This window comes from Pantoea sp. Aalb (assembly GCF_009829985.1).
Taxonomy (GTDB): Bacteria; Pseudomonadota; Gammaproteobacteria; order Enterobacterales; family Enterobacteriaceae; genus SZZU01.
Map to the genome: position 1 here is coordinate 1 of NZ_SZZU01000001.1, position 20,315 is coordinate 20,315.

At 27.3% G+C, this 20,315-nt stretch carries 12 protein-coding genes, 1 tRNA gene and 1 rRNA gene; 12 read left to right on the forward strand and 2 right to left on the reverse strand.

All coding sequences use genetic code 11. The annotated features are described in order from the left end of the window. The first annotated feature begins 70 nt into the window (after window positions 1-70). From rrf to ilvC, 6 genes are all read left to right on the forward strand, one after another. Window positions 71-186, forward strand: a 5S ribosomal RNA gene (gene rrf / locus FD728_RS00005). Window positions 187-256: 70 nt separating this feature from the next. Continuing rightward, a tRNA-Trp gene (locus FD728_RS00010) sits at window positions 257-329 on the forward strand. 495 nt (window positions 330-824) lie between these two features. After that, window positions 825-1,160 (forward strand): DUF413 domain-containing protein, encoded by a 336-nt coding sequence (locus FD728_RS00015; RefSeq protein ID WP_159933551.1) that lies wholly within the window; start codon window positions 825-827, stop codon window positions 1,158-1,160. Between the two features lie 716 nt (window positions 1,161-1,876). Beyond that, window positions 1,877-3,727 carry a dihydroxy-acid dehydratase gene (gene ilvD / locus FD728_RS00020; protein WP_159933553.1) on the forward strand — a complete coding sequence of 617 codons (1,851 nt, stop codon included), beginning with the start codon at window positions 1,877-1,879 and terminating at the stop codon, window positions 3,725-3,727. A gap of 36 nt (window positions 3,728-3,763) precedes the next feature. After that, window positions 3,764-5,281: a threonine ammonia-lyase, biosynthetic gene (ilvA, locus tag FD728_RS00025; RefSeq protein WP_159934434.1), complete on the forward strand. Its 1,518-nt coding sequence runs from the start codon at window positions 3,764-3,766 to the stop codon at window positions 5,279-5,281. Between the two features lie 800 nt (window positions 5,282-6,081). Next, a complete protein-coding gene (gene ilvC, locus FD728_RS00030) occupies window positions 6,082-7,560 on the forward strand; it encodes a ketol-acid reductoisomerase (protein WP_159933555.1) in 1,479 nt (492 codons plus the stop codon). A gap of 49 nt (window positions 7,561-7,609) precedes the next feature. Here the strand turns inward: ilvC and yhjD are convergent, their stop codons facing one another. Next, the gene (yhjD, locus tag FD728_RS00035; RefSeq protein WP_159933557.1) at window positions 7,610-8,563 is read right to left on the reverse strand and encodes an inner membrane protein YhjD; all 954 of its coding nucleotides are present in this window, start codon (window positions 8,561-8,563) and stop codon (window positions 7,610-7,612) included. Window positions 8,564-9,291: 728 nt separating this feature from the next. Between yhjD and FD728_RS00040 the strand changes: the two genes are divergently transcribed. The 3 genes from FD728_RS00040 (at window position 9,292) to FD728_RS00050 (ending at window position 11,991) form a co-directional block, all read left to right on the forward strand. After that, window positions 9,292-10,107, forward strand: a complete 816-nt coding sequence (locus tag FD728_RS00040) for a sugar phosphate isomerase/epimerase (RefSeq protein ID WP_159933559.1) — start codon at window positions 9,292-9,294, stop codon at window positions 10,105-10,107. Window positions 10,108-10,197: 90 nt separating this feature from the next. Beyond that, window positions 10,198-11,118 carry a ribonuclease Z gene (gene rnz, locus FD728_RS00045; RefSeq protein WP_159933561.1) on the forward strand — a complete coding sequence of 307 codons (921 nt, stop codon included), beginning with the start codon at window positions 10,198-10,200 and terminating at the stop codon, window positions 11,116-11,118. 162 nt (window positions 11,119-11,280) lie between these two features. After that, window positions 11,281-11,991, forward strand: coding sequence for a class I SAM-dependent methyltransferase (locus FD728_RS00050; protein WP_159933563.1), 711 nt, complete (start codon window positions 11,281-11,283; stop codon window positions 11,989-11,991). 565 nt (window positions 11,992-12,556) lie between these two features. Here the strand turns inward: FD728_RS00050 and FD728_RS04765 are convergent. Beyond that, window positions 12,557-12,682 (reverse strand): hypothetical protein, encoded by a 126-nt coding sequence (locus FD728_RS04765; RefSeq protein WP_159934436.1) that lies wholly within the window; start codon window positions 12,680-12,682, stop codon window positions 12,557-12,559. A gap of 639 nt (window positions 12,683-13,321) precedes the next feature. On the opposite strand from FD728_RS04765, the gene serB reads away from it, so the two are divergent. The 3 genes from serB to thrA all read left to right on the forward strand — a co-directional run bounded on the left by serB (window position 13,322) and on the right by thrA (window position 20,315). Further along, on the forward strand, window positions 13,322-14,233 hold the full coding sequence (gene serB, locus FD728_RS00060) for a phosphoserine phosphatase (protein ID WP_159933565.1): 912 nt from the start codon (window positions 13,322-13,324) through the stop codon (window positions 14,231-14,233). 2,190 nt (window positions 14,234-16,423) lie between these two features. Beyond that, window positions 16,424-17,080, forward strand: coding sequence for a 2,3-diphosphoglycerate-dependent phosphoglycerate mutase GpmB (gpmB, locus tag FD728_RS00065; RefSeq protein WP_159933567.1), 657 nt, complete (start codon window positions 16,424-16,426; stop codon window positions 17,078-17,080). A 784-nt stretch (window positions 17,081-17,864) separates the two neighbouring features. After that, complete coding sequence (gene thrA / locus FD728_RS00070; RefSeq protein WP_159933569.1) at window positions 17,865-20,315, forward strand: bifunctional aspartate kinase/homoserine dehydrogenase I; 2,451 nt, start codon at window positions 17,865-17,867, stop codon at window positions 20,313-20,315.

The window sequence follows — 20,315 nt, forward strand, 5'->3', positions numbered from 1 at the left end:
CGTTTTATGAAAGTTTCAGCTTATTTTATAAAATACTTCATGCATTTTGTGCATGAATCAACAGAATTCGCCTGGCGGCAATAACGCGGTGGTACCACCTGATACCATGCCGAACTCAGAAGTGAAACGCCGTAGTGCCGATGGTAGTATGGGGATTCCCCATGCAAGAGTAGGGAACTGCCAGGCAACATATACTGAAAATACACTTTCTTTACTAAGTAAGAATAGAACAATATAAAAAAGAGAATATTACTAAAGGGATGTAGTTCAATTGGTAGAGCACCGGTCTCCAAAACCGGGTGTTGGGGGTTCAAGTCCCTCCATCCCTGCTTGTAAGTACTTTTTATAAATAGATATCTATTTATAAAAAGTATTGTTATGAACTTAAATTCGTATTATTTTACTATCGTTAGTTGATATTTTTTGAATAAAACTTATATAACATAATAATAACATTATTTTAATTAGTATACAAATACTATTACTATCTTCATTAAACCCACAGCATACTCCTACTAAAGTTGACTTAAAGTTCACTTAATATTATTACATATTAACATATACTTGACATATAAAAAATAATTTTCTAAACCATTAATAAATATAAAAAATTAAGTACGTAAATAGGTAAATAATCGTTTTATCTATTTCTTTAAAACAACAATTTTTCACTTATATTAATTGAAGGAAATTTTCAATAATTATAAATCCATAATTTTTCCTAATAAGTATTTATTATTATATTTTAATATTTTGTTTTATATAAGGTCAGGCTTATCTAATACTCCTACTTCATATATATTAATCAGGAGAATATAAAATAAATGGATAGTTTTATAACAACTAATCGTTTTTTTGATAATAAACATTATCCTCGCGGCTTTTCTCGTCATGGTGATTTTACTATTAAAGAAGCTCAAATTTTAGAACGTTATGGTTATGCCTTCAATGAACTAGCGTTATCAAAACGCGAACCAATAACAGATGAAGAACGTTCTTTTATAGAAGTATGTCGCGGTCTAAGAGAACCACAAACAGAAGCTGAACGTGTCTGGATGAAATATATTACACGTATTAATCATCCTAGGCGATTCCATACATTATCTGGTGGAAAACCAAATACAGATTCTATAGAAGATTTTAATGATACTTATGATTGATTTTAAAATATCATGGGGCGTATGTTGATTTTACTTATGCCCTATTTTTAATATTTTAAAATATTAAAAATTAATGTTATTTTTTTAAAAAAACTATAAAATAGAATTACTTATTATATTTACAAATATTATCTTATTTCGTATAAAATAAAGTTATGAATTAATATATATTCTATTTATTTTAGAAATAAAATTTATGTATTTTATATATAAAAATAAATATTTAACATGAATTATATATAATTACTACTAAATACTTCAAATAATGTATTTATATGAATCTACTGTTCAATTTAAGCTTATTATTTCCTTTTTTATTATACTTCTTTTAATTAATCAAATTTTATCTTTATATACCTAAATTATATTATTAGATACTTATGTTTAAATAACAAATAAAAAGTTTATGTATAAGGATTAATGATTTTATTCATTATAATAAATAAATTTAATTGTTATTAACCAGATACCAAAAATTAATATTATTTACCGAATTATATTTTAAATTTAAAATTTGTGCGAAATTTTATTTTTATTAAAATAGTCACAATATTAATTAGTATTAATTTTATTAATTATAATGAATAAAACTAAATAAAATAAATAGTATTAATATAATAAAAGTATTTTTTTAGTAAAAATACCTATAATTAGTCAATAAATTTATACAAAGCGTATTGTACTATTAGTATTACTTTTATATTGGAGTAATAAGCATGCCTAAATATCGTTCTACTACTACAATTAATGGCCGTAATATGGCAGGTGCTCGAGCTTTATGGCGTGCAACAGGATTAAATGATAGCGATTTTGGTAAACCAATTATTGCTATAGTAAATTCTTTTACACAATTTGTACCAGGTCATGTACATTTACGAGATCTTGGAAAATTAGTAGCAGAACAAATTTATATTGCTGGTAGTGTAGCTAAAGAATTTAATACTATTGCAGTAGATGATGGTATTGCCATGGGGCATGAAGGTATGTTGTATTCATTACCTTCTAGAGAATTAATTGCTGATTCAGTAGAGTACATGATTAATGCACATTGTGTTGATGCCATGATATGTATTTCTAATTGCGATAAAATTACTCCAGGTATGTTAATGGCTTCTCTTCGATTGAATATACCTGTCATCTTCGTGTCTGGAGGACCAATGGAAGCCGGTAAGATTAGCTTACATAATAAGATTGTTAAAGTAGATTTAGTAGATGCTATGATTCAGGCAGCTGCTCCAAATGTTAGTAATAATCATAGTAAACAAATTGAACAATCTGCCTGTCCAACATGTGGTTCTTGTTCTGGAATGTTTACTGCAAATTCAATGAATTGTTTAACTGAATGTTTAGGGTTATCTCAACCAGGAAATGGTTCTTTATTAGCTACACATGTCGATCGTAAAGATCTATTTATTAATGCTGGAAAACAAATAGTAAAATTAACTAAAAGATACTATGAACAAGATGATTATAGTGTATTGCCTCGGAATATTGCTAATAAATCCGCTTTTGAAAATGCTATGATACTCGATATGGCTATGGGTGGTTCTACCAATACGATTCTACATTTATTAGCTGCAGCACAGGAAGGTGAAGTAGATTTTCATATGTCTGATATCGATCGATTATCTCGTAAAATTCCGCACTTATGTAAAGTATCACCTAGTACACCACAATATCATATGGAAGATGTACATCGAGCAGGTGGGGTCATAGGTATTTTAGGTGAATTAGATCGTGCTGGATTAATTAATACTCATGTACAAAATATATTAGGTTTAAATTTGCGAGAAACATTAAATAAATACGATATTATGATTACTAAAGATGAATCAATTAAAAAAATGTTCCGAGCAGGTCCTGCAGGAATTCACACTACTAAAGCATTTTCTCAATCTTGCCGTTGGGAAACGTTAGATGTAGATCGTCAAAATGGATGTATTAGAGCTATTAAATATGCTTTTTCACAAGATGGTGGTTTAGCAGTACTTTATGGCAATCTTGCTAAAGATGGTTGTATTATAAAAACTGCTGCCATAGATAAAAAGATGCTAACTTTTAAAGGTTATGCCAAAGTATATGAAAGTCAAGAACATGCTGTTGAAGCTATTTTAACTGGTAAGGTACTAGCTGGTAACATAGTCATAATTAGATATGAAGGTCCTAAAGGTGGTCCTGGTATGCAAGAAATGCTATATCCTACTGCATACCTAAAATCTATGGGCCTTAATCAGAGTTGTGCCATCATTACTGATGGACGTTTTTCAGGAGGTACATCAGGTCTTTCTATTGGCCATATTTCACCAGAAGCAGCTAATGGTGGTGCCATTGCTTTGGTAAAAGATAATGATATTATTGAAATTGATATTCCAAATCGCACAATTAACCTTATGATATCAAATAATGAATTTAAAATACGTCAACAAAAAGAAGAATCTCGAGGAGACAAATCTTATACTCCACGTGGACGTATTCGTAAGGTTTCTTTTGCATTACGTGCTTATGCATCTCTTGCAACTAGTGCTGATAAAGGTGCTGTACGAGATAAATCTAAATTAGGGTGCTAAAATTTAATGATAAAGAATTTTCGAACTCTTTCTAATATGCCTGGAAGTACAGAATATTTACGTGCTATATTAAGTTCTCCAGTATATGATGTAATCCAAATGACACCATTGCAAAAAATGCAAAAGATTTCTTTACGTCTTAGTAATATTATTTTAGTTAAACGTGAAGATTATCATTGTGTTCATAGTTTTAAATTACGCGGTGCTTATGCAATGATCGCTAGTCTTACTGAAAAACAAAAAGAGTGTGGTGTGATAACAGCTTCAGCTGGAAATCATGCACAAGGTGTAGCATTTTCAGCAAGTACTCTTGGTATTAAATCACTTATTGTAATGCCAGTTACAACAGCAGATATAAAAGTTGATGCAGTACGTTCATTTGGTGGTGAAGCTTATTTATATGGATTCAATTTTGATGAGGCTAATGAGAAAGCAATTAAAATTTCTCAACAAAAAGGTTATATTTTTATTCCTCCATTTGATCATCCAGCAATTATTGCTGGACAAGGCACCTTAGCAATGGAACTTTTACAGCAAGATTCAAATCTTGAACGTATATTTATTCCAGTTGGTGGAGGTGGATTAGCCGCTGGTATGGCAATACTAATTAAACTGCTCATGCCTCAAATTAAAGTGATTGCAGTGGAATCTGAAGATTCAGCTTGTCTTAAGGCAGCTCTTAAAGTTGGTAAACCGGTTGACTTAGCACGTGTAGGATTATTTGCTGAAGGTGTTGCAGTTAAAAGAATTGGTAAAGAAACATTTCGGTTATGCCAAAAATATGTTGACGAACTTATTACTGTAGACAGTGATGCTATCTGTGCTGCTATAAAAGATATTTTTGAAGATGTACGTGCGGTTGCAGAACCTGCAGGAGCTCTAGCATTAGCAGGCATGAAAAAATATATACAACATTATAACATCAAAGATGAGCGTCTTGCTCACATATTATCAGGTGCTAATATAAATTTTCATGCTTTGCGCTATATTTCTGAGCGATGCGAACTAGGTGAACAGCGTGAAGCTTTGATTGCAGTTACGATTCCTGAACAACAAGGAAGTTTTCTTAAATTTTGTCGTACTTTAAATAATAGAGTCGTTACTGAATTTAACTATCGTTATTCAGACATTAATAATGCATGTATTTTCGTTGGTATACGTTTAGTCGACGGTATTAAAGAGCGTAAAGAAATTATAAAGCAATTGATTAGTAATGGTTATCAAGTAGTTGATCTATCAGATAATGAAATTGCAAAATTACATGTGCGTTATATGGTTGGTGGTCGACCATCAAAATCATTGTATGAACGTCTTTTTAGCTTTGAATTTCCTGAAGCACCAGGTGCTCTATTAAAATTTTTACAAACAATTGGTACTTATTGGAATATTTCATTATTTCATTATCGTAGTCATGGTGGGGACTATGGACGTGTATTAGCAGCATTCGAATTGAATAATCAAGAAATACATTTTGAAAATCATCTAAATAAATTAGGTTATGTATGGCACGATGAATCTAATAACGCATCATTTCGTTTTTTTCTTTCTAAATAAGTTATTATATATGATGATGACTATCATGATAATTAATAATTATTTTATTAATCATTCTTTTGTATAGTATGGAAAATCTATTTTCTATTGAAGAATCTAACGATACATTTTCAATCTCAAAAAAATTTTGAATCAATTTAAACTATGTTAATAACAATATTAGACAATAAGATATTGTGTATAAATAGTTTCTTGACTTTTTAAAATAAAAGGAATATATACTATACTTTTATTAAGAATATACTATTTATTAGGATTTTATAATATCACTTAAATTTAAAATAATTTAAATCAAGATAAATCAATATTATAGATATAAAATTATTATTTTCTATGAATTATCTATATTAAATATTAATAGTTATATTTAATATTTAAGATTAAGTAACCTTAAAGTATATTAACAATACATTTGGTAATCAAATTAATCTTAATTATAAATATTTATGATAGAAATAATTTATTATTGATATTTGATAATTTAACATATCGTATAACTTATCTTTATTTATAAAAGTTTAATTTTAGTGTTCATTTGAAATAAATTGATATATATAGTTTGTTTAACATGAACAGAATAATAGATTTTAATCAAATTTAAAAAAATATTTTTAAGTCTTTTAAGTTAATCCATCTTACGATATTAATTACTCTTTAAATTTCATTTCAATTTTTATAAATATAATATTGTTTATATATCATTTAAATAATTACTTCTATTTCGTAGGGCAAACTTATTTATAAATTAGAATAGTTTAGTTATTTAGAATGAATTTAAAATAATATTTTTTGGAGTATACATGAATAATAATTATTTTAACACATTAAACTTACGTAATCAATTGATACAATTACGTAAATGTCGTTTTATGTACTATGATGAATTTTTTGATGGTATTAATATTTTAAAAGAAAAAAAAATTGTCATCATTGGATGTGGTGCTCAAGGTCTTAATCAAGGATTAAACATGCGTGATTCTGGACTTAATATCTCATATGCACTACGCGCTGAATCTATTTCTAAAAAACATCTGTCTTTTTGTAAAGCAATAGATAACGGTTTTAAAGTAGGTACTTATGAAGAATTAATTCCTCAATCAGATTTAGTTATTAATTTAACTCCAGATAAACAACATTCTACAGTTGTCAAAAATATTCAATCATTAATGAAACATGGATCTACTTTAGGATATTCACATGGTTTTAATATCGTTGAAATGGGTGAGATAATTCGTAAAGATATCACTGTTATTATGATGGCTCCAAAATGTCCTGGTACAGAAGTAAGAGAAGAGTATAAACGTGGTTTTGGCGTACCAACTTTAATTGCAGTGCATCCTGAAAACGATCCTAAAAATGAAGGTTTGGCAATGGCTAAGGCTTGGGCTGTTGCCACAGGTGGTAATCGTGCTGGTGTATTGGAATCTTCTTTTATCGCAGAAGTAAAATCCGATCTCATGGGAGAACAAACTATCTTATGTGGTATGTTACAGACAGGATCTCTGTTATATTTCGATAAATTAATTCAAGAAGGTTATGATGTAGGATATGCTAGGAAATTGATTCAATTTGGTTGGGAAGTAATTACTGAATCATTAAAATGGGGTGGCATAACCCTAATGATGGAACGATTATCTAATTCAGCTAAACTACGAGTTTATGCTTTATCAGAACAATTAAAAGTTATAATGTCACCATTATATAAAAAACATATGGATGACATTATTTCAGGAGATTTTTCTATAGGAATGATGAATGATTGGAAAAATAATGATCAAAAATTATTGAAATGGCGTGAAGAAACTAGTAATTCTCTGTTAGAAAATGTATCACTTTTTGAAGGAGAAATTGAAGAGCAAGAATATTATGATAAAGGTCTAGTTATGATAGCTATGGTAAAAGCAGGTATTGAATTAGCATTTGAAACCATGATTGAAACAGGAATTATTGAAGAATCAGCATATTATGAATCTTTACATGAACTTCCACTCATTGCGAATACAATTGCGCGAAAACTTTTATATGAAATGAATATGGTTATTTCTGATACTGCAGAATATGGAAACTATTTATTTTCTAATGCAGCTATACCGTTATTAAAAAATTTTATGATTACATTGCAAGCAGAAGATTTAGGTAAATCAATTTTAAGTATACAAATTGATAATGTAAAATTACGTGATATCAATGAAGCAATTCGCAATCATCCTATTGAAAAAGTTGGTCGTAAATTACGTAGTTATATGACAAATATAAAACTTTTAAATCATAATAACTAACTATTCTTTAAAAAATTAAACTTCTTACTTTTATTTTATTGAGATATTTTTATACATATTTGGCAGTAGCAATCCAAGCTGCACAAAATAAGGTTAGGCAAGCAAAAAAATAAAAAAATGCCATTAATCCTAATACTGAACCAAAAGCTATTCCTGAAGGTGATGTCATTAATTTTGGAAGTACTAGCGATAGAATAAGTTTAACTACTTCAAAACCAATTGTTGCTAATAGCGTACCACGAAATAGTGCTTTTTTATGTGGCTTATGATATGGAAGTACCCAAAAAATCCATAGAAAAAGTAGATAGTTTATGAAGATAGAAATAGAAAGTGATATAATCGTTATTACTAGAGGCAGCCATTTAATATTTTCTAGTTTGAGTATGTTAATAATTAATAATTTTGCGCTACCGGCAATAGAAGTTAAAGCAACAGTCATTATCAAAGCTAATATTAATACAATAAGAGACATGCAATCTATTAAATATCTTTTCCAGAATGTTTTTTGATGATATTTTTTGAATTCAAAAAAATCAGATGACTGAGTGCAAACTGCTTCACGTAAATTACTGATCCAATTAATACCAGAATAAAATGCTATCAACAAACCTGTGATACCTATAGTGGTATGTTGTTGAATAGCAGTATTAATGCTATTTCTAAATATTTTATCTAACGTTGGGTTATTAATATTATTAAGATTTTCTTCTATTAAGCAAGTTAATAACTTATTATCTAAAGATAACATATAACCGAATATTGCAAAAAAAAGCATTAACATTGGGATTAAAGAGAGAAAAGAAAAATAAGTAATAGCAGCTCCAAACTGTTTTCCAAAACGATTATTAAAACGTTCTAGAGCATTTAAAAAGTGTGTTACTATAGGAATAGTGTATGACCAAAAAGTGAAATTAAAAATGTAATTTACTATCTTATTTATAACTTTATTACGAGTTTTAATATTAACAAAATTTTTCTTTTCTAAAAATTTCTCTTTTTGCATATTATTATATTAGTATTTTCTAACAGCTATAAAAAAAGTATGATTCATATTACTATTAATTGCTGACTTTTATTAAGTAAAATTAGAATTTATGATAATATAAATTTTATTTTTTATAATATTCATTAGTTTTTAGTTAATATTTTAATATTTATATTAAGTCATTATTTTATTAACATATATATTTAATAAATAAATTTTTTCATTAACAATATTAATTAAGTTTAAAAATGATTTGATTTGATTCGATGTTAAATTATCTAAATAATAAATTTACATATTAATATTTTTAAACATTATTTTATAAATAATGTTATTTTGAATAAAGATACTTATTTATCTAGAAGATACATTTAATATTAATTAAAGTTATTTCATTATAATTATAAATAATTTTTAAATTAATTTTTATTACCAGATGATAACATTATTTGTATATTAAATATAGTATCTTAATTTATAATAATACTTGGATTCATTTTTTTAAAATATTTTATTTAAGTAGGGTAGGTATAATTTATTTTACATATAACTGTAAATATTAGTAGAAATAATATTCTTAATTACAACTATATTACAACTATATATTTTATTTTTTTGTTTTATATTATTGGGTTTCTTATTAAAAATAAAATAATAAAGAGTTAGACGATCAATATCAATATCTATCTCTACATATTACAGTCAAAATATAAACCAATTTATCTAGATAAATAAGAAGTCTCTTAATGATCACTAATCCTAAATTTCTTAATCTTATATTATTAAGCGGTAAACCAGAACGTAAATTATGCGCTGCTCGTGCAGCTGGTTTTGAACAAGTAGAAATCTGGCGAGAAGATGTTCATGCAAGCGCACAAGGAGCTATTGGATTAGGACAACTTGCTAAGCAACAAAAACTAAGTTTTACTAATTTACAAGTTTTACGTGATTTTACTGGAGTACCAGATTGTGATCAATTATATAAACGAGAAGAGTTACGCGAATTTATTCATATTGCTAGCGACTTAGGTTGTGATACTATTCAAGCTCCAGCTAGTACACGAGAGGATTGTTTAGCAGAACATATTGATGAAGATCTATGTTGGATGGCATTAGAAGCTGCACGTTACAATATGCGAATTATGTATGAACCTATGTCTTGGTGTATTATAGATAATACTCTTCCTAGAGCATGGGAACGTTTAAAAAGGCTTAAACAACCAAATCTTGGATTAGTAGTGGATTTATTTCATATTTGTGCATTAGGTGGTGATGCTTCGCAACTTGATGGCATTCCTGCCGATAGAATATATTCAGTACAGTTATGTGACATGGCAGCTTTACCTCCACAAGAAAAAGGAGCATTAATGGATATTGCACGGCATCAGCGTTTATTACCTGGTGATGGAATTATTAAAGTTGAAAATTTTATTGATAAGTTAAAAAGTGTTGGTTATAGTGGACCTGTTGGTATTGAAGTTTTTAATGATGTATTACAAGAGAAGTTAACAGAAGTCGTAGCTCAACAAGCATGGCAAGCACTTAATCGTTATTGGCCATAAATATTAAATTAAAAAATATCCTACTATAGTTTTCACTTGCATAATATCAAGATAATTAACTTTTTCTTTACTAATATTAGGATATATAATATGCAATTGATTTTTCTTGGTACTGGTGCAGGTGCTCCTAGCTTACAACGCAATGCAACAGCCATTGTTTTAATAGTATCTAAACATGGTGATACTGAAAATTATTGGCTTTTTGATTGTGGTGAATCAACACAAAATCAGTTTATGCGTTCCTCATTGAAGCCAGGTAAATTACAAAAAATTTTTATTACTCACTTGCATGGTGATCATATTTTTGGCTTGCCTGGATTGTTGACTAGTCGTTCTATGGCAAAAATACTAAAACCAATTACTATTTATGGACCAAAAGGTATTCGCCTCTTTATTGAAACGGCTTTAAGAATAAGTGGTTCATTCACTACTTTTCCTTTAGAAATTATTGAAATTAAAACTGGACTTGTATTTGATGATGGAGAGTTTCGTATTACAGCATGGCCAATGAATCATGTAGTTGAATGCTATGGTTATCGTATTGAACAACACAATAAAATTGGTTGTCTTGATGCAATACGTTTAAAAGCAGAAGGGATCCCTTGTGGTCCATGGTATAGACAATTAAAAGAAGGAAAATGTATACAGTTAGAAGATGGTCGAAAAATTAATGGATTGGAATACCTTAGTCCATCCATAAAAGGTAAGATACTAGCTATATTTGGAGATACTGCACCAACTAGCATAGCGATGCAACTTGCCGCTAATGCAGATGTTATAGTACATGAAACAACCCTAGAAGCATCACTTATGAAAAAGGCTAATCAACGTGGGCATTCTACAACAGTTCAAGCAGCAGAAGTAGCTAAACAAGTAGGAGCAGTAAGAATGATTGGTACGCATTTTAGTTCACGTTATTTATTCCAAGATCAAGAAAGATTATTAGCAGAATGTCGAACAGTTTTTAAAGATACATATTTAGCATTTGACTTTGCAGTATTTAAAATCTAAAATATGACATTATTATAATTAAGTATATATTTTATATATTAAAATGAAGTAATCATATAGTAATGTTGTTAATCATTAAAACATTCATCAATAGCAAAAATATTATTGTCTTATTTATAAAAATAAATAGTATTCATATACTTAAAATATCTATAAAAATAAATGATAAATATGACGAATCGTTGGAATTTAGAACAGAATATTCAATCAACATTTTCACTAGTTATGATATCTAAATATCTTAAATTAATTAAATATAATAAATCTAGTGTAATAAGTGTTTTTGTTGATTTTGTTTCTGGTTCATTAGATTATCGTCGTCGTTTTGGTGGTGGTCGTAGCGAAGCATTAGCGAAAGCTGTAGGTATCAAAGGAAATTATTTTCCTAGTGTATTAGATGTAACAGCAGGATTGGGACGAGATTCTTTTTTACTTGCATCATTAGGTTGTCGTGTGCATATGCTTGAACGTCATCCAGTTATTGCAGCCTTGCTTTATGATGGTTTGGAACGTGGTTATTCTGATCCTGAAATTGGTAAGTGGCTTCGAGAACGTCTTACTATGTGTCATTGTATAAGTCAAAATGTATTAATTAAAATGAAATTTGCTCCAGATGTAATATATTTAGATCCTATGTATCCTCATTCTCGTAAAAAAAAAGCAACAGTTAAAAAGGAAATGCAAGTGATTCAAGAATTAGTTGGATTAGATGAAGATGCAGATGAATTAATTAAGTATGCTTTTTGTTTAGCTAAGAAACGGATTGTAGTAAAGCGGCCACTTTATGCACCTCCTTTAGGAGGCATATTAGCTCAATATAAAATTACAACTAAAAAACATCGTTTTGATATTTATAGACCATTAATCTACTAATAAATTTTAAAAAATTATAAGATATTTTATATACTAAAAAATAGTTAGTAAAAAAAATAATTTTTTATTATTTATCATTAAAAATAAAATAGCTAAAGCTAATATAGCTCCAGCACGTTTAATCGCGTCAAAATTTTCTAACACTATACATTAAACTTATGAATTATTCGTTTTGTCCAGCAAATTAAATCATAAAATATTATTTGTTTACTTGATAAGCAGCTAACAGTAATGTTATTCATTCACGAATAAAATCAAGATATATACTAGCTGGTTTTCTCATTAAGACATATCAGTTCCTTCATTTTTATTTATCAATGATTCTCTGTGAGCTTCTCGACGGTTCATAGGATTCATCTGATATGGTTTTACAACTACCTTTTAAGATATTTTCTATAGATTCATGAAACGTGATAATATAATGATGAAGCAAATTTAGTAAAATAAGAATATATAGAAATATTCATAAATCCTATTTTATCCAATGTATAAAGAATTACTTGTACTTAACCATTGCTATTGATGGGATAGTAAAATCGAGGCTACATCATGTAGCAACTAAAGCTTACTTATCGAGCTTAATTAATATTTTATCGTTGTTAATATTGTTATTATATAATATGCCATAATGTCCATGAGTAGTATATATATAAAAACAAGTATTTAAAATAACTATTATTTCTTTTACTATATTTTTATAAGATTGAAATTATCTTATGCAAGTTGTTGCTTATTTTTAAGAGGTCATTTTTCGATTAAAATATTTAATTTGAAATAATTTAAAAATAATTAATAATTTTTTCTATTTGAATGTTAAAATAAAATGCATTATTACTAATATTAATTCTTTTAAACTATGATAAATTTAAATAAATTATTATTTAGGTAATTAATTATTATATTTTTAACTTAATAATTAATTAAGTTGTTTAATTAAAATGTTTTCCATAATTTTTTATAAAAAATACGAATAAATAATTTTTATTAATATATTAATGTTCATAAAAAAACAAAAAATATTTAATATATAATTAAATTATACAATAGTATCACGTAATAATAGAATTATATTAAATGCTTTATAAGAATTAATATTCGAAATAATATTCAATTTTAAAGAACTATCATATATGCTATAATAAAAATTATTTTTTTAAGAAAAAATACTTAATGACAAAAAGCATATTATAGTAATTTTTTCCCTTAAATAGATTTAAAAGGTAATGTCTTTTATATTTATTTACGTTACAAGAAATTGTTAATACTAAATAATTTTACTTAACAGCTCTATAACCTATCTTTAAATTAAATATTTTATTTTTGGGCATTTATGTTACCTCTTTCCTTAATTTCTAATAAATCTATATATTTAAATAATAATATTAGTTTAAATAGTTGGTTATTATATAGACGTGTTTCAAATACACAGAAAATCATTGATTATAAAAATCAATTTGGTAATAATATTAAGTTTTTAAATTCCTGGTATGTTGATGGATATAAAGTGATTCATTTATCTGGACCATTAACAAAACACATAACTAAATTAGCACATCAAGCCGGTTTTGATGTTGCTCCATACTATAATATTCCTACTTTAAATAAGCCAGGCTTATTAATTATGGATATGGATTCTACTGCAATTCAAATTGAGTGTATTGATGCACTAGCAGAATTAGCAGGATATGGTAATCAAGTAGCAGAAATTACTAAGCTTACAATGCTTGGGGAGCTAGATTTCAAAACGAGTTTGTATAAGCGTGTAAGTATATTAAATGGAGCAGATGCTAATATTCTTCAACAAGTGCTTGATAAAGTATCATTAATGCCTGGTTTAACTAGATTAGTATACATCTTAAAAAAATTTGGTTGGCACGTAGCTATTGCTTCTGGCGGTTTTACTTTTTGCGCAAATTACTTGAGTCAAATATTACATTTATCTTATATAATCGCTAATGAACTAGAAATTTACAGAGGTAAGCTCACTGGAAAGATAATAGGAAAAATTATAGATGCTCAAGTAAAAGTAGAGACTCTCTATAATTTAACTCAACGCTATTGTATTGCGCCGGAACAAACTATAGCTATTGGAGATGGAGCCAATGATTTACCAATGTTAAAAGCTGCTGCATTGGGTATTGCCTATCATGCTAAACCTATAGTAAATGAACAAACAAATGTTATTATTTGTCATGCAGATTTAATTGGAGTATTGTGTATATTAAGTGGTAGTTTAATTTAGGGATAAATTTGTCTAAAGTATCGAAAAATTTATTAATATTGATGTATCCTTTATCGTTAATATCATTTTATTACAGTTAATGAATTTAGTATATTTTCTATAACTAAGTACGCATTATTTTAAGTGAATAATCCTTGTAAAGCAACAGTGTGTTTAAAGCACAATCCACTAGATATTGGTTTTTATATTACATTCTCATGATGTGTATAAATAACAAATCACAATGTATCTATTAATGTAGTTAGTAATGGTTTTAAAATAATTAAAATATTTAAATTAGCATCACTTTTAGCAATGTTACCTAATAAAGATGACAGTAAATTACCGAAATATCTAATAATTTTTAGAGAAATTAGATTATCATGGAAAATTTGTCTCGTATTAATTAGTCAAAAAAGAATTTTAAAAACATTTAAACATAGAACATGTTATTATATTATTTAGTCATGTCCCTAAAAAAAATCTATTGATAGAATATGACTATATGATTTTAAAAAATTTAATAATGCGTTAATAATTTTACATGAAAGTTAAAATATTTCAATAATTAAATAAAAATTACTATAATATTAATGGAATTCTCGAACTACTTAACTGATCAACTTAATAATTGATTTTTTTATCATATCAAAATATGGTGTAGTGATTGTTAATTCTAAATTCATTACTTTAATAACTATTAATCTTGATCTATTTTTATTCTTTTCCCTTATTTTACCATCTTTTTATAAATTAAACCATTTATTTTCATAATTAAATTAAGAATTAAATTCATTTTAATAAAATTATTATAGTGTATTATTTAAAATTAATAAATTAATAAATATATAAATGTGTAACAGGAATTTGCATTTCTAGCGATAAATAGAACAACTAAACTATGTATTCTACAATATGAATTGAAATATTTCCTTCATAAAAATTACTTAACTGTATTAATAATTGTTATAATAATAGAATGAAATCGGAAGTATAAATAATTTACGAGAAGTAAACGAACAATTAATTGATAACCTACAAATAAATTTATACCATAAATGCATATATAAATATTCTAATACTTATTGTTCTTCAGTACTAAATATATAGCTTGAATAATATTTATAGGTACTTAACCTTTAATATTATTAAATGCTGTTGGTATTCGTCCTGAACTGCTGTATTAACATTCAATGTAAATATTACTAGATGGTGTATAATTGCTAAAATTGAACTAGATTAATTGATTCACTAATATACTAATATACTAAAGATTAAAGTTACTATATACTTTGAGATAAAGATCTAGTATCAACAAGATTAGGTGCATATTAGCCTAGAACGATTTTCTTATGGTGCTAGTGGATTAATACAAGTTAGGGGCCTTCTACCGCGAAAAATACTGTAAAGATATATAATATTCCATGTTATATAAGTAAAAAGCAATTATTAAATCCACAGATCTACATTCAAATTGGAACTTAATACTTAGATTTATAATCGATGTAGTCAAAATCTTACCTTTGCTTTAGTGGCATATAATGTTGGATTATCCCAATTACAATAATTAGCTTAAAATAAATAATAAAAAACTAAATAAAGTTTATTTAAAGTATTCCTTTTTTAGAAACTCGTAGCCACGTAAAAAATGTGCTAGTTTATGATGATACTATCATCACTTTTTAGGTAAATCGTATAAGATTTTTTCCAATAGTAAATAGAAGAATTAGTAAATATATTATATTTCCTAAATTTATTAATTGATTAAAATATATTAAAAATTATTTTTCTGTGATTTTTATAAATCATTTAGTTATTATTAAAAATAATTGGATTTATATTTTATTTAATTGATATAGGCAGCATTTATTAATGTCACACTATTACTTAATAAAATTAATTTAATTGACTGAGTACTTTAGATTTAAAAATCTAGGATTGTATTTTTATACATTAAACTATGATTATAAATCAAAATATAGTATTTATATAATATTTTAATTATATCACGATATTCTAGTGAATTTAAAAATTATATTCAAAATAAACTTTTTATATTTTTACTATCATAGTAATATTAATTATTACATAATATTTGACTTTAATATTATTAAATAAAATTTAATTAAATTATTATTCAGGTTAACAAGAATAATATTATAAGATGTATGAACATTAAATATATATATATTATATTAACGGAAATTAAACATGGTACAGGTTTATCTTGTTCGTCACGGTGAAACGATATGGAATGTAGCTCGACGTATCCAAGGACAATGTGATAGTCCTTTGACAGAAAAAGGTAAACAACAAGCTCAACAAGTAAGTAAACGTTTAAATGCTTTAGGAATTACTCACATTATTTCCAGTGATTTAGAACGTACACGTCGTACTGCAGAAATTATTGCTAGTTCTTGTGGCTGTACAGTAAAGTTTGATATACGTTTACGTGAATTAAATATGGGTTGTTTAGAACAACGTTCTATAGACGGCTTAACGCAGGAAGAAGAAAAGTGGCGTCAAACTTTAGTAGATGGTACTAGGGATGGTCGTATTCCAGGAGGAGAGTCAATGGCAGAAGTAGCAGTACGTATGCATGATGCACTTAATGCCTGTTTAGATTTACCTATTGGTAGCCGTCCGCTGATCGTTAGTCATGGTATGGCTCTCGGTGTTTTAGTAAGTACTATTCTTGGTTTACCTGCTCATTCTAAACGTCGTCTTCGTTTGCATAATTGTTCAATTTCATGTGTTGAACACCAAAAAAATCCTTGGTTAGCATCTGGTTGGGTCGTAGAAACAGCTGGAGATATTTCTCATCTCAATAATACTTTACTAGATAAATGGAAAAGGTTCATTAAATAATATCCTTATATGATAAAATCATTATGTAATATTCTACTATTGGTTATTTTATAATATTAAATTAAATATTATAAATATCATTGTATACTATAAGTAGGTCAATATTTTGTACTATTATTTAATATGGTTTTTTATATTTAATAACATAAACTTATTTTCTATTTAAAGTAAAAAGTTTATGTGTATTATTAAATATATATTTAAATATATTTAATAATTTAAATTAAAGATGTTACTTTTGATAAATATAATTTTTAATTTATTGGAATGAAATTCCATGTATTTTCAATGTAAAAAAATAATATTCAAATGTGTTAATAATAATTTGTTTTTATCATTTTTAAAATTTATTTATTTAAAATAGTTTTCATAAAAAAATAAATTACATAATTATTATATTATTATGAAATAAATATATATTTTATTTAGATATTCACATAAGAATTATAGTAAAAACTATAATATTAGCATACATAATTTTAATGTATTTGAATTTATTTACTAATATAGATTATTCATAATATTCCTCATCTTAATATAATCTTGAAATAAAATATAAAAATAAGTAAATGCATTTACTGAACATGCACCTTGATTTATTTCTTACACAGTAAATTAATACATAATAATAACTTTAATAACAAAATTATTAATTTAATAACATGTATTAACTGATATATAGAAAAAATAAATATAGATAATAAAGATGCAGATAATGAAGAATGTATACTAACTAACTTGCACTTAAAATCTAAGTTTTCACAAAACTCAGGAGATCTTAACTATGCTCGTATTGAAATTCGGCGGGACATCAGTAGCCAATGCTGAACATTTATTCCGTGTAGTGGATATCTTGGAAAATAATATACGACAAGATCAAATTGCTACTGTTCTTTCTGCACCAGCTAAAATTACTAATTATTTAGTAACCATGATAGAAAAAAAGATTACTAGACAAGATATATCTCCAATTATAAGTAATGCTGAACTTATTTTTACAAAATTATTGCAAGATTTGTCTTCTATGCAATCAGGATTCGACTATGAAGGACAAAAAAAAATAATTAAATTAGAATTTGTACAGTTAAAAACAGTATTGTACGGCATCGGTTTATTAGGTCAGTGTCCGGATGCAATTAATGCTAAAATTATTTGCTTTGGTGAAAAAATAATTATTCCTATCATGGAGGCATTATTACAATCACGTAATCATAAAGTGACTATTATTGATCCAGTAAAAAAATTATTAGCTTTTGGCAATTATCTTGAATCTAGTGTTGATATTGTTGAGTCTACAAGACGAATTACTGAGATGGAGATTCCACCTAATCATATTATTTTAATGCCTGGTTTCATTGCTGGCAATGAAAAAGGTGAATTAGTATTGTTAGGACGTAATGGCTCTGATTACTCAGCGGCTGTATTAGCAGCATGTTTACATGCTAACCATTGTCAAATTTGGACTGATGTTGATGGTGTATATACAGCGGATCCTAATCTAGTTCCTAATGTACGTTTACTAAAGTCAATGTCTTATAAAGAAGCTATGGAACTTTCATATTTTGGAGCAAAAATTCTTCATCCACGTACTATTGCGCCTATTGCTCAGTTTCATATCCCTTGTTTAATTAAGAATACCAATAATCCCGAATCTACTGGGACTGTAATATGTAGTAAAAATAAACAAGAAGAAGATCAAGTAAAAGGTATTACTCATCTTAATAAGATGACTATATTTAATGTTTCTGGTCCAGGCATGAAAGGTATGATAGGTATGGCCGCTAGAATATTTGCAGCTATGTCTCGTACAGGTATTTCAGTAGTACTGATCACTCAATCTTCTTCAGAATATAGTATTAGTTTTTGTATATCGCAACGTGAACAAGTAAGGGCTAAATTTGCATTAGAAGAAGAATTCTATCTGGAATTAAAAGCTTCTTTATTAGATCCTATAGATATCAGCGAACATATGGCTATTATATCTGTAATAGGTGATGGTATGCGCATGTCTCGTGGTGGTATTTCTGCTAAATTATTTTCTGCATTAGCCCGTGCTAATATTAATATAGTAGCTATTGCACAAGGTTCATCTGAGCGTTCTATTTCAGTAGTTATTAATAACGATGACGTCACTACTGGAGTTCGTGTAGTACATCAGATACTATTTTCTACCGATAAAGTTATAGAAGTATTTATCATCGGTGTCGGTGGCGTTGGTAGTGCATTATTAGATCAATTACATCGACAGCAAAATTGGTTAAAACAAAAACATATAGATCTTCACGTATATGGTATAGCTAATTCAAGAGTATCATTGACTAATATTTATGGTATTAACTTAAGTAACTGGAAATCAGAATTTAAAAGTGCTAAAAATCCATTCGATCTTAACTATTTAAAAAAGTTAGTTAACGAATACCATTTATTAAATCCAGTAATAGTAGATTGTACTTCTAGTCAGGCTATAGCTAATCAATATGTTGATTTTCTCACTGATGGCTTTCATGTTGTCACACCTAATAAAAAAGCTAATACTTCATGTTGGAATTACTATCAACAATTACGTTTAGCTGAAATGAAATCACGTCGTCGATTTTTATATGATACTAATGTTGGTGCTGGTCTTCCTGTTATAGAAAATTTACAAAATTTGCTACATGCTGGAGATGAACTTATTAAATTTATTGGAATTCTTTCAGGCTCATTATCTTTTATTTTTGGCAAATTAGATGAAGGTGTCTCTTTTTCAAAAGCTACTGCTATGGCTAAAGAACTAGGTTTTACTGAACCACATCCGCGTGATGATCTTTCTGGAATTGATGTAGCACGTAAACTACTAATTCTAGCGCGTGAAGCTGGTCATAAATTAGAATTAAGTGATATTGAAATTGAACCTATTTTACCATCTAATTTAATAGAAATAGCTAATGTTGAACAATTTATGCTTTGTCTACAAGAGGTAGATAATATCTTTGCTACTCGTATTACTAAGGCACATGCAGTAGGTAAAGTATTACGTTTTATTGGTATTATAGGTGAAGATGGGAGTTGTAAAGTAAAAATCGATGCAGTAGATAGCAATAACCCGCTTTACAAAGTGAAAAACGGTGAAAATGCTTTAGCTTTTTATAGCAGATATTATCAACCAATCCCTTTAGTATTACGAGGATATGGTGCAGGCAATAATGTAACTGCAGCTGGTGTCTTTGCCGATCTTCTACGTACTTTACCGTAG